We start from the raw sequence: 12,156 nt of genomic DNA, 5'->3' as shown, positions 1-12,156 counted from the left end.
GCCTCGCCCTAGCTTTCCGCCAGGATGTGCGAGAGCTCCTGATCGAGGTCGAAGTGCCGGTGCTCGGTGCCGGGCGGCACCGCAGCGTCCGTGCGCTTCAGGAAGGACTCCAGGGCCCGTGCCGGGGCCTCGAGCAGGGCTTCGCCCTCCGGGGAGCTGAGGGCGATGCACACGACGCCCTGACCGTGACTGCGCGACGGCCAGACTCGGACGTCGCCGGTGCCGGTGGGCCGGTGGAGGCCCTCCGCGAGGAGGTCGCGGGCGAACACCCACTCGACGGTCTCCTCGGCTCCGGTGTGGAAGGTGGCGTGCACGGCGTAGGGGTCGGCCGTGTCGTACCGCAGGCCTGCGGGGACAGGCAGGGAGGACTCGCTCGACACAACGAGGCGCAGGTGCAGCTCGCAGCTGACCGTGGTGTTCATAAGCGCCAGGGCCTTTCGCTCAGTGTGCGCTCGGGGATTCGCACGTCGGCGAAATCGACATGCCACCTACGGTGCCGTTGTAAACCCCTCTGAGTGTTTTGCGTGTCTTTACGTAACTCTTCCGGCCGACGTCCTGTTCGCGAGGTACGACCATTCCGGTGACTGGTTTCTCTCCGGTAGGGTTTGGCTGTATGAACACGGGGAGTGACGAGCGGGCCGAGGTGGCCGTGGCATCGGACGAGACGCAGACCAGTGGGGCGCAGGGCGGGCAGGGGCTCGGCTCGAAAGCGCCGGAATTCATCAAGGCCCGCCGCGTGCTGCACCTGAGCTGGCAGGTCGGGATCTTCATCATCGGCCTCGCGGTCGTGGTCCTCGGCATCATCATGCTTCCGCTGCCGGGCCCCGGCTGGGTCGTGATCTTCGGCGGCATGGCGATCTGGGCGACCGAGTTCGTCTGGGCCCAGCTGGTGCTGCGCTGGACGAAACGCAAGGTGACCGAGGCGGCGCAGCGGGCGCTCGACCCCAAGGTCCGCCGGCGCAACATCATCCTGACGTCGATCGGCCTGGTGATCGTGGCCGCGATCGTCGGGGTCTACCTCTACAAGTTCGGCTTCGAGATGCCCTGGAACATCAAGGACCAGTGACCGGTGGCCGTGCGGGGGGTGCTCAGGCACCCCCTGACATGGGGTAATGTTCTTCCTGCGTCCGGGCGATTAGCTCAGTGGGAGAGCGCTTCGTTCACACCGAAGAGGTCACTGGTTCGAACCCAGTATCGCCCACCCGGACCGACGGCCCGTCTGCGAGAGCAGACGGGCCGTCGTCGTTTCCGGTGGCGGAACCTCCGGCGAGTTTCAGCCGGACAACCTCCGGGCCCGGCAGGTCTGTTCATGTTCGGCCGACCGAACCCCGCCTCCTCACCTGCGACTTCGCCGTCTGTGCTCCGGCACAGTCCGGCGATGCGCCGTCAACTCGCCGATCAGTCCCGCAAGAAATTCCTGTCCGAATCATTGACGCCCTCCGAGGGGCTTCGTACCTTGTGCCAGCAAGCGCTTACTTGAAACGATTCATGCAGGCGGCAACGACGCTGCGCGGGGAGGGCCCGACTGTGGGAACCAGCAGGAATGTTGAGAGGCGTACGATCCTGAAGGTGGCCGGTGGAGCGGCGGCCACGCTCGGGCTGGCCACGACGACGGCGTGCGGAGGCGACAGCGGCTCCGGCGACGGGAATGTGACGCTCCGTTATGCCTGGTGGGGCGGCGAGCCGCGGACCATTGCCATGAAGAAGGCGATCGCGGTCTTCGAGAAGAAGTACCCGAAGATCAAGATCAAGCCCGAATTCACCGATTACGCGGCGTTCTGGGAGAAGTTCCAGACGCAGGCCTCCGGTGGAAATCCGCCGGACGTTTTCCAGAATGCCGTCGGATTCCTGCGCAAGTACGACAAGCGCGGAGTTCTGATGGACCTCAAGTCCCAGGCGGACTCCGGGAACCTGGACCTGAAGAACTTCCGCAACGGAGTTCTGGCGAACGGTCAGGTCGACGGCAAGCAGCTCGGCATCCCCGTCGGCGCCAACACCATGGCGCTCGTCATCGACCTCAAGGCCTTCAAGAAGGCCGGCGTCGAGGCGAAGATGGGCTGGACCTGGGACGAGTACTTCGACGCGCTCCAGACCATCCAGGACAAGCTGAAGATCGCCGGTGACACGGGCTACTTCAGCATCATGTACCTGTACGACCTGTACCTCCGTCAGAACGGCAAGGCGTTCTTCACCGACACCGATCTCGGCTTCACCGAGGACGACCTGACGCAGTGGTGGACGGACGGCTACAAGCGCGTGAAGTCCGGCCTTGTCGCCGACCCCAAGAAGATCGAGCAGGTCTACCCCAAGTCGGGTCTGTCCGCCGGGCTCGCCGCGTCCGAGTTCACCTGGGACAACTTCTCCATCCGCTACGAGGGCGAGGGCGAGTCGGACTACGGGCTCGCGCCGATCCCCACCACGGACGGCAAGGACACCGGCCAGTACCTCGGTTCGCTGATGCTCAGCGCCTTCTCCGGGACCAAGCACCCCAAGGAGGTCGCCCAGTTCATCTCCTTCATGGTCCACGACCCCGAGGTCGGCAAGATCATGGGCTACGACCGCGGCATCCTCGCCACGACCGAGCAGTACGACGCCTTCGTACCCGCCGACGACCAGAACAAGGGCGTCAAGGCGTACGAGGAGGAGGTCGCCAAGGCCGGGGTCCTGGGGAAGATCACCCCGCACCCGTCCGGCGCCGATGTCATCGAGGCCGCCTTCCTGCGCATCGGCGGTGAGGTCGCCCAGGGCAAGAAGAAGCCGGCCGACGCCGCCAAGGCGCTGTTCAGCGAGGCCAAGGCCGCGTTCGCGGGCTGAGGGGACGTACCACCATGACGCTCGTCAAGGAAGCGCCCGCGCGCCCGGCGAAGAAGCGGTCCGCCGCTCCTGCCGCCGGGCGGCGCGGGCGGCGCCGCGAGAACATCGCCGGCTATCTCTTCATGTCGCCGTGGATCGCCGGGTTCCTGGTGCTCACGGCGGGGCCGATGATCGCGTCGCTGTACTACGCGTTCACCCGCTACAACCTCTTCACTCCACCGGAGTGGGTGGGCCTCGACAACTTCACGACCATGTTCCAGGACCCGCGCTGGCAGAAGTCGGTCGAGGTCACGCTGAAGTACGTCGTCGTGGCCACACCGCTGAAGCTGCTGCTGGCCCTCGGCGTGGCGTTGCTGCTCGCGCAGAAGCGGCGCGGACAGGGGCTGTACCGGGCCGCGTTCTACATGCCCTCGCTCATCGGCGCCAGCGTCTCCGTCGGCTTCGTGTGGCGGGCGCTGTTCTCGGACGACGCGATCGTGGACCGTACCCAGAAGGTCTTCGGACTCGACGTCGGCGGCTGGATCGGCAACCCGGACTACGTCATCTACGCGCTGGTGGCCCTGAGCATCTGGCAGTTCGGCGCGCCGATGGTCATCTTCCTGGCCGGTCTCAAGCAGGTCCCGCAGGAGCTGTACGAGGCCGCCGAGATGGACGGCGCCGGACCACTGCGCCGGTTCTGGAACATCACCCTGCCGATGATTTCCCCCGTGCTGTTCTTCAACGTGCTGCTGGAGTCGATCCACGCGTTCCAGGTCTTCGGGTCCGCGTACGTCGTCTCCAACACCCAGTGCGGGCCCGCCGACGCCACCCTCGTCTACACCTGTTACCTGTATCAGAAGGGCTTCAAGGAGGCCCAGATGGGCTTCGCCTCCGCGATGGCCTGGACGCTGGTGGTCGCGGTGGCGCTAGTCACGGCGGTCCTGTTCTGGTCGCAGAAGAAGTGGGTGCACTACGAGGAGGCCGCCAAGTGACCAGCGCCACCAGTACTCCTGTCGTCCGGTCCGCGAGCGAGCGGCGGCGCACCGGGTCGATCGCCTGGCACGTCGGCGCGCTCGCCGTCCTCGCGGTCGTCCTGTACCCCGTGATCTGGGTGCTCGGCGCCTCGTTCAAGCCGAGCAAGGACATCATCGCCAGCATCGACCTGCTGCCGACCAAGCCGGTCTGGGCGAACTTCTCGGGGCTCGCCGACGGCATCTCCGGCATCTCCATCAGCACGTTCTTCCTGAACTCGCTGACCTACGCCGGGCTCGCCGTCGTCGGTGTCGTGATCTCCAGCTCGCTGACCGCGTACGCCTTCGCCAAGATCGGGTTCGCCGGGCGGAACCTGCTGTTCACACTGATGATCGGCACGCTGCTGCTGCCGTACCACGTGCTGCTCATCCCGCAGTACGTGATGTTCCGCAAGCTGGAACTCGTCGACACCATGGTGCCGCTCGTGGCGGGCAAGTTCCTGGCGACCGAGGCGTTCTTCGTCTTCCTCATGGTGCAGTTCATGCGCGGGCTGCCGCGCGAGCTGGACGAGGCCGCCAAGCTCGACGGCTGCGGGCACTTCCGGACCTACTGGTCCATCGTGCTGCCGCTGAGCCGGCCGGCCATCATCACCAGCGCGATCTTCACCTTCATCAACGCGTGGAACGACTTCATGGGGCCGTTGATCTACCTCAACACCCCCGAGAAGTACACCGTCTCGCTCGGTCTGATGATGTTCCGCGACCAGGAGGGCATCTCCAATTACGGAAGCATGATCGCGATGTCGCTCGTGGCACTCGTGCCGGTCATCGCCTTCTTCATGGCCTTCCAGCGGTACCTCATCGACGGCATGGCGACGTCCGGACTGAAGTGAGGCGGTCAGCATGGCGCAAGCACGGGTGAAGGCCCGCACCTCGCGGGCCTCGCGCAAGGAGTCCATGTTCGGCGACCGCTTCAGCCTCTTCGCCGAGAGCCTGCTCACCGGCGTGTGGATCGCCGTGGCCTGTCTCGGGGTCGTCACCTACCCCGCGGCGTTCGCCGCCGGCGCCCGGCATCTGCGACGGCGTATCGGTCACGAGGTGGGTGGCTGGCGGGAGTTCGGCGCGGACTTCCGGGCAGCCCTGCGCCGTGGGTGGGCCGTCGGGCTCGCCGGCTGGGCCGTGGCCGGGGCGGTCTGGGTGGACGTCCTGGCCGCGCGGGCCGGGATTCCCGGCGGGCCGTTCGTCGGGGCCGTCGGCCTGTTCGCCCTGATCGCCGTGGTCGTGGCCCTGCTGCGGGCGGCGGCCGTCTGGACACCGGAGGCCTCCTGGCGGGCGCTGTTCTCGGACGCCGGGCGCCGCACCCTGCTCGACCCCGCCGGGTCCTTCCTGATCGTGGGCGGGCTGGGTGTCGTGGCCCTGTCCGCCGCGTTCGTCGCGCCGCTGGCGGTTCCCGTCCTGGGAGCCGTCGCGGCGGCGGCCGTCGCCGTGGAAGAGCGCTACCGGCACCGCTGACGGGCGGTGCGCTTATCCGCAGCCGGCACCGCTGACGGGCGGTGTGTTCCTTCGCAGACGCACCGCTGACGGGCGGGCCCCTGCGCAATCAAGGTCGGTGCCCCGGGCGCCGTACCTCTCTCTGTCATGCCCCTGACCAGCCGCACAGCCGCACATGGAAAGGAATGACCATGTCTCCCATCCCCCGCAGGTCCATCCTCAAGGCAGCCGCCGTCGCCGGCGCCGCCGCGCAGTTCAGCTGGGCGCTAGGAGCGAAGGACGCGCAGGCCGCACCCAGAGCCGCCGAGGCCGACGACGGTCCGGTGACCCTGGACTGGCTGGAGGACGGCGGACTCGGCGCCGCCCCCGGCTCCACCCTGGGCGTGCCCTGGCCGAAGGGCGTCCACCAGGAGGACCAGACCTTCGCGCTCACCGATGCGGACGGCAAGTCCGTGCCCGTGCAGTCCTGGCCGATCGCCTACTGGCCGGACGGCTCCCTCAAGTGGACCGCCCACGCGGTCAGTTCGGGCAACGGCAAGCTCACGCTCACCGCGGGCGAGGCCGCCGTACCCGACAAGAAGGTCACCGTCGACCAGGGCGGCGGCACGATCACCGTCTCCACGGGCGTCATCACCGCGAAGATCGGCAAGTCCGGTGCCACGCTGATCAAGTCGGTCACCCGTGGCTCCACCGAGATCGCCAAGAACGGCAAGCTCGTCCTGATCCGCCAGCCCGAGATCGAGGACGAGGACCAGGGCACGGTCAAGACCGAGCGCTTCGACGGAGCCATCTCCGACGTGACCGTCGAGCAGGACGGCCCGGTCCGCGCGGTCGTCCGCATCGACGGCAAGCACCGCCGGGGCGACCGGAGTTGGCTGCCGTTCTCCATCCGCCTGTACTTCTACGCCGGCGCCGACTCCTTCCGCATGGTGCACACCATCACCTTCGACGGCACCCAGGAGCCGGGCAAGGCCAGCGGTGACTTCATCCGCGGCATCGGCGTCCGCTTCACCGTGCCGATGCGCGACCAGTCGTACGACCGCCACATCCGCATCGGCGGCGAGGGCACCGGTCTGCTGCGCGAGGCCGTCAAGGGCATCACGGGTCTGCGCCGCGACCCGGGGGCCGCCGTCCAGGCCGCCCAGTACGCGGGCGAGAAGCTGCCGGACCCGTCCACCTGGGACCAGCGCGTCACGACCCGCCTCCAGTACATCCCCGAGTGGGGCGACTACACCCTCTCCCAGCTCTCCGCCGACGGCTTCACCCTGCGCAAGCGGACGAAGAAGGGACACGGCTGGATCGGCGCCGGCGGCGGCAAGCGGGCCTCCGGGTTCGGGTACGTCGGTGGCGTCAGCGGTGGACTCTCCTTCGGCCTGCGGGACTTCTGGGAGAAGTTCCCCGCCCAGCTCGACATCCGCGACGCCCAGACCGACGAGGCCGAGGTCACCCTTTGGCTCTGGTCGCCCGAGGCGCAGCCCATGGACCTGCGCTTCTACCACGACGGCATGGGCCAGGACACCTTCGCCGAGCAGCTCGAAGGCCTCAACATCACCTACGAGGACTACGAGCCGGAGTTCGGCACGCCGTACGGCATCGCCCGTACCTCGGAACTGCTGTTCTGGGCCAACGAGTCGACGCCCACCCCGGCCGAGCTCGCCGAACAGGTCGAAGCCGTACGGGTGTTGCCGCAGCTGGCCGCGCCGCCCAAGCAGCTCATCAAGGCGAAGGTCTTCGGGCCCGGCCTGTACTCCGAGCCCGACCGCTCCACCGCCGCCAAGGCGAAGATCGAGGACCACCTCGACTTCCTCTTCACCTACTACAAGGACCAGGTGGAGCAGCGCCGTTGGTACGGCTTCTGGGACTACGGCGACATCATGCACACCTACGACACCGTCAGGCACCAGTGGCGGTACGACATCGGCGGCTATGCCTGGGACAACTCCGAGCTCTCGCCGGACCTTTGGCTGTGGTTCGCGTACATCCGCTCCGGCCGCGCGGACATCTTCCGGTTCGCCGAGTCGATGACCCGGCACACCGGTGAGGTGGACGTCTACCACCTCGGCAAGTGGGCCGGCCTCGGCACCCGGCACGGTGTGCAGCACTACGCCGACAGCGCCAAGCAGCAGCGCATCGCCAACACCACGTACCGGCGCTACTACTACTTCCTCACCGCGGACGAGCGGGTCGGCGACCTCATGCACGCCAACGTCGACTCCGACGAGACGTTCCTCGTCCTCGACCCGCTGCGCAAGGTCCGCACCGACGTCTACACGCCCGACCGGCACGCCCTGTCGGTCGGCTTCGGCACCGACTGGTCGGGTCTGGTGTCGGCGTGGCTGACCGAGTGGGAGCGCAAGGGTCCCAAGTGGGAGAAGGCCAAGGCGCGGGTCCTGTCGACCATGGAGGGCATCGCCGCGCAGCCCAACGGGTTCGTGCAGGGCAGTGGCTTGTACGACCTCGACACGGGCAAGTTCGCGGTCGCCTCGACGCCGGTCGTCGGGGTCTCGCACCTCTCCGCCGTGTTCGGGCTCAACGAGCTGTGCGCCGAGCTCATCGACCTCGTCGACATGCCCAAGTTCAACGAGGCGTACTTCGACTACTGCCGCTACTTCAACGCCACCAAGGCTGAGCAGGCGGCGCGGTACGGGTCCAACTTCGGGACGCTGCTGCTGTTCCAGGGCCACTCGCGGCTCGACGCGTACGCCGCCGTGAAGACCGGGGACGAGAAGCTGGCCAAGCGGGCGTGGGAGAAGTTCTACAACTCCGACGGGTACAAGGAGTCGGCGCCCTGGAAGACGGAGGAGTTGAGCGGTCCGGTGACGTTGGTCGCGGGTAGTGAGGCGGCCTGGATCTCTACCAACGACACGGCTCTGTATGGGCTTGCGGCGATTGAGAACCTGGCGCTGTTGGGGGACAAGATGCCTTCGTAGCGATTCAGGTCGTGGGGAACTGCGGGGCTGTTGTGGATGGTCGCGCCCGCGCGGCGGAGCCGCAAATCGACACAGCCCCGCGCCCCTGGGTGGGCTAGCTCATCCTTCCCAGGATGTTCCGCATTCTTCGGACGTCCCTGATGCGGCGCTCGTATGTCGCTCCCAGGGCGAGGAGCAGGAGGCCTGCCAGCGCCGGGGGCACCCAGCGGGGGAGGGCGTCCGTCACCTGGACTATGTACGGGGCCAGTTCGTGGAGGGCGTCCAGGGTCAGGACCGAGCCGCCCAGGACCAGGGGGGCCTGGAGGCTGTAGCCGCCGCCCAGCAGGGTGAGGGACAGGGCCGCCAGGCCCAGGAGCAGCGGGCGGGTCCAGTGCGGGTCGCCCCAGGCCATGACCAGGCTCGGCAGGAGCGTGGCGGCCAGGCCCGGTCCGTACGCCGTCCAGGACGAGGTCTCCGGGGCGCGCCGCCTGCGGAGGAAGCCTACGAACAGGGCCGGGACCGTGACCGGGAGCGTGTACGCCTCGGGGGTGTCGACCTCCCAGGCCGCCAGGCGCACCCAGGTGGCCAGGAGGAAGAGGGCGGCGGACGCGTAGCCCACGGTGTGGCGGTCGGGGCGGAGGGCGGTGCCCGCGGCGATCACTCCGCACAGGGACAGGACCAGGGCCAGCATCGGCAGGTCGGTCGCGGCGAGGGTGAGGGCCAGGAGGGCGGCGACGGCTCCGGTGACCTCCACCGTCACCGTCGCGCGGGGCTCCTTGAGCCGCGCCGCCAGCAGGGCCGCGGACACCGGGACCGCCAGCACGAGCAGGGCCGTGTACTGCGGCTGCCAGTCCGCCGCCGCACCGATCGCGCAGGCCAGCGTCGTGGCGTAGGCGAGGGCCGCCGGGGCCGTGACGGCCGTGAACCGCCAGGAGACCACCGTGAAGAACGCCGTCAGGGCGCCGAGCGCGGTGAGGGTCGCCGACTGGGAGGCGAGGGCGGCGAAGCCCAGGTTCGCGGAGGTGGCGAGGGCGAGAACGGTCGCGGTCGGCTGCCCGTAGGGCGACGCCAGGATCACGCCCGTTACCGAGCCCAGCATCAACAGGCCGAGTGTGTACGGCAGTTCGAGGACCGCGGGAAGCGTCAGCACCGCCGCCCACGTCAGCACCAGCGCGCCGGTGAGGGCTCGCGGACGCCAGTCGGTGTGCCGTACCGCCAGGGCCAGTACGGCCGCCACGGCCACCAGCACGAGCGGAGCCGTCGCCGCGTCCGGCGGCCAGGGGGCGTCCACCGTAACCGCCTCGCGAAGGTCCGCCGGCGCCCCCGACCAGGCGTGGGTCACCCACGCGACCGGCCCCAGCAGCGTCACCGCCACGACGGGCAGCGTCCACACCACGGCCAGGGCCTGCACGGCACCGGAGGCCGCGCCGAACCCGCGCCGTACCGTCTCCGGCAGCCGATCCGCTCGTACCGCCGCCAACAGGGCGATGCCGCAGGCGAGATGGACCGGAACCGTCCAGGTGCCGGGAAGCGCGGAGCGTGCCATGCCGCCGAGTGCGGCGACCAGCAGGAGGGCGGAGGCGATCGAGAGGCCGAAGGCGTGACCGGTGCCCTGCGTTGCCGGGAGGCCGGTGCCGGGCGCGGTGTCCTGTGCGCTCGTGCCTCGCCACGCCGCCGCCAGGGCGATCGTCGCGGCGAGGAGGAGGAGCGCCGCCGCACGGGCGGCGGCGCTCGGGCCGGTTGCCGTCCAGGACAGCGAACCGGCCGCCCAAACGCCCGAGCCGCCCAGGCCGTACGCGCCGACGACGGCGAGGAAGCGTACGAGGCCGGCGGTCGCTCGGAGCGCCACAACTGTGTCGAACGCGGCCGTCACCAGCAGAGCCGCGGTGACCCCGTACGCGTCGGCGTCCAGCGCGAGTGCGCTGTAGAACAGCGGCAGTTGGGCCGCGAGGACGGCCGCGGGGAGCGGCAGGGCCAGGTCCTTCAGGGGCGGCAGCAGGCCGTAAGCCAGCCACAGGCCCGCGAGCAGCGCCGACACGATCGCCGTGTACGGCGCGCCCTCCGCCCCGGTGAAAACCGCCCCGTGCAGCGCGTACGCGTCGAGGACCGTCAGCGCCAGGCCCAGGCCCGCCACCGACTCGGCCGTCGAGCGCAGGCCGCGCCTCAGCAGCGCCACCGGCGCCGCGAGCGTCGCCGCGGTGACCGCGCCGAGCACCGTGGCCCGCCCGGAGATCCCCAGGTCACCCCAGCTGACCAGGGTGAACGCCGTCGCCGCGATGAGCAGCAGGACACCGCCGAGCATCAGCAGCACGTTCTGCACCCGGGGCGCGGTGGCCTCGGGGCGGGCGGCCACGGTGGGCCGGGGCGGGGGAGGGGCCGGGGTCTGGAGGGCGGTGACCAGCCAGGCGCGGCGCCGGAGCAACTGGGCCCGGCGGGCGTCGAGGTGGAACAGCTCCGCGTCCAGGAGCCGCAACTCCTCGGCCGGGGGCGGAAAGTGCGTCATGCCTTGGAGTGTGGTCCGGGTCACGTCGTACGACATGAGTGCGCGTACTCAGAACGTACTCAGATGCACGACCAGGGGCGTCCGGACCGGCAGACTCCTGCCATGGACTGGACGCACTACCGCTTCCACACCCGCTGGGCGCTGCCCGCCCCGCCCTCCGCCGTCTACGACGTGCTCGCCGAGGCCGAGGACTACCCGCGTTGGTGGCCGCAGGTCCGTGAGGTGAACCGGCTCGACGACACCACCGGGGTGATCGTGATCCGGGCCACCCTGCCGTACTCCCTGTCCTTCACCGCGCGCGAGGTGCGGCGCGACCCGGCGGCCGGGGTGCTGGAGATCGCCATGACCGGGGACCTGGAGGGCTGGGCGCGCTGGACGATCAGCGCGGACGGCGCGGGGACCCTCGCGGTGTACGACCAGGTCGTCGACGTGAACAAACCGCTGCTGCGGTGCCTCGCCGTACCGGGGCGGCCGGTGTTCCGGGCCAATCACCGGCTGATGATGCGGGCCGGACGGCGGGGCCTGGCCGCGTACTTGGAAGCGGTTTGAAGGAAAGCCGCCGGGACCTGTATTGTTCAGTGCGTTCCCGGGCGATTAGCTCAGTGGGAGAGCGCTTCGTTCACACCGAAGAGGTCACTGGTTCGAACCCAGTATCGCCCACCGGGAGAAAGCCGGTCCGCAGCACGCGGACCGGCTTCTTTTATGTCGCCCGGTCCTTCAGGCGGCCGCCGCCGGCAGCTCCGGACGCAGCGGCCACGCCGGGTCCACCGCCTCCGGGGCGCCGCTGCGCGCGAACCACGCCTGGAGGCCCCGCGCCTGCGCCGCGTGCCAACCCGCCTGGAGGTTGTGCAGCTCGTTCGGGGACAGCCGCTCCAGCCGCGCCGCGAAACGCCGCCCCACCGCTCGTACGACCTCCAGCGCGGCCAGCGCGTCCGCGCCCGCGTCGTGCGCGCCGTCCAGCGTGACCTCGTAGTGCGCGCACAGGTCGGTCAGCGTGCGGCGGCCCTTGCGGTAGCGGTCCAGGTGTTTGTCCAGGACCCGCGGATCGAGGACCAGCAGCGGTGACGACTCGAACCAGCGGTCCAGGGACGACGCCCGATGGCGGCGCAACTCCCGGTCCAGCAGCGTCAGATCGAACGGCGCGTTCATCACCACCAACGGCCGCCCCGCGGACGCCTGTTCACCCAGCTGTTCCGCTATCTCGTACATCACCGGCGCCGGCCAGCGGCCGTTGCGCTGCAGATGGTCCTCCGTCAGCCCGTGCACCGCCGTCGCGCCCTCGGGCACCGGCACACCCGGGTTCACCAGCCACCGGCTCACCCGCGGCCGGGTGCCCGGGGCGTCCTGGACGACTATGGCGGCCGACACGATCCGGTCGGTCTCCACGTCGACACCCGTCGTCTCCGTGTCGAAGGCGGCCAGGGGCCCCTCGTACCAGCACGTCATACCTACACAACCCCTCGTTCACCCACGGCAGCTGACGCACCGT

The 12,156-nt window shown here is 69.5% G+C and carries 10 protein-coding genes and 2 tRNA genes; 9 read left to right on the top strand and 3 right to left on the bottom strand.

The window, feature by feature from the left end; translation table 11 throughout:
* Nucleotides 1–8: 8 nt before the first annotated feature.
* Nucleotides 9–422: an SsgA family sporulation/cell division regulator gene (locus IQ210_RS30370; protein WP_004002642.1), complete on the bottom strand. Its 414-nt coding sequence runs from the start codon at nt 420–422 to the stop codon at nt 9–11.
* Between the two features lie 191 nt (nt 423–613).
* Here IQ210_RS30370 and IQ210_RS30365 point away from each other — a divergent pair, with 191 nt between their 5' ends.
* The 7 genes from IQ210_RS30365 to IQ210_RS30335 all read left to right on the top strand — a co-directional run bounded on the left by IQ210_RS30365 (nt 614) and on the right by IQ210_RS30335 (nt 8,185).
* Nucleotides 614–1,066, top strand: a complete 453-nt coding sequence (locus tag IQ210_RS30365; protein WP_194082363.1) for a TIGR02611 family protein — start codon at nt 614–616, stop codon at nt 1,064–1,066.
* A gap of 63 nt (nt 1,067–1,129) precedes the next feature.
* Nucleotides 1,130–1,201 (top strand) — tRNA-Val (locus IQ210_RS30360).
* Between the two features lie 368 nt (nt 1,202–1,569).
* Entirely contained in the window at nt 1,570–2,814 is a 1,245-nt protein-coding gene (locus tag IQ210_RS30355) for an ABC transporter substrate-binding protein (RefSeq protein ID WP_194082362.1), read from the top strand.
* 14 nt (nt 2,815–2,828) lie between these two features.
* Nucleotides 2,829–3,785 carry a carbohydrate ABC transporter permease gene (locus IQ210_RS30350; RefSeq protein ID WP_194082361.1) on the top strand — a complete coding sequence of 319 codons (957 nt, stop codon included), beginning with the start codon at nt 2,829–2,831 and terminating at the stop codon, nt 3,783–3,785.
* A complete protein-coding gene (locus IQ210_RS30345) occupies nt 3,782–4,657 on the top strand; it encodes a carbohydrate ABC transporter permease (RefSeq protein ID WP_194082360.1) in 876 nt (291 codons plus the stop codon). The genes IQ210_RS30350 and IQ210_RS30345 overlap by 4 nt, the downstream gene beginning before the upstream one ends.
* A 10-nt stretch (nt 4,658–4,667) precedes the next feature.
* Nucleotides 4,668–5,276, top strand: coding sequence for a hypothetical protein (locus tag IQ210_RS30340; protein ID WP_194082359.1), 609 nt, complete (start codon nt 4,668–4,670; stop codon nt 5,274–5,276).
* Nucleotides 5,277–5,446: 170 nt separating this feature from the next.
* Entirely contained in the window at nt 5,447–8,185 is a 2,739-nt protein-coding gene (locus IQ210_RS30335) for an exo-rhamnogalacturonan lyase family protein (protein WP_194082358.1), read from the top strand.
* Nucleotides 8,186–8,279: 94 nt separating this feature from the next.
* On the opposite strand, the gene IQ210_RS30330 is transcribed toward IQ210_RS30335, so the two are convergent.
* Nucleotides 8,280–10,703: an SCO7613 C-terminal domain-containing membrane protein gene (locus IQ210_RS30330; protein ID WP_194082357.1), complete on the bottom strand. Its 2,424-nt coding sequence runs from the start codon at nt 10,701–10,703 to the stop codon at nt 8,280–8,282.
* Nucleotides 10,704–10,769: 66 nt separating this feature from the next.
* On the opposite strand from IQ210_RS30330, the gene IQ210_RS30325 reads away from it, so the two are divergent.
* Together IQ210_RS30325 and IQ210_RS30320 are read left to right on the top strand one after the other, a co-directional pair.
* Nucleotides 10,770–11,216 carry an SRPBCC family protein gene (locus IQ210_RS30325; RefSeq protein WP_194082356.1) on the top strand — a complete coding sequence of 149 codons (447 nt, stop codon included), beginning with the start codon at nt 10,770–10,772 and terminating at the stop codon, nt 11,214–11,216.
* Nucleotides 11,217–11,255: 39 nt separating this feature from the next.
* Nucleotides 11,256–11,327, top strand: a tRNA-Val gene (locus IQ210_RS30320).
* A gap of 57 nt (nt 11,328–11,384) precedes the next feature.
* On the opposite strand, the gene IQ210_RS30315 is transcribed toward IQ210_RS30320, so the two are convergent.
* Nucleotides 11,385–12,113: a 3'-5' exonuclease gene (locus IQ210_RS30315; protein ID WP_194082355.1), complete on the bottom strand. Its 729-nt coding sequence runs from the start codon at nt 12,111–12,113 to the stop codon at nt 11,385–11,387.
* Between the last annotated feature and the right edge of the window lie 43 nt (nt 12,114–12,156).

Origin of the sequence: Streptomyces justiciae, from assembly GCF_015163075.1 — a bacterium.
Lineage (GTDB): Bacteria > Actinomycetota > Actinomycetes > Streptomycetales > Streptomycetaceae > Streptomyces > Streptomyces justiciae.
Note: the sequence above shows the minus strand (reverse complement) of the source record. Positions and strands in the feature narration are given on the sequence as shown.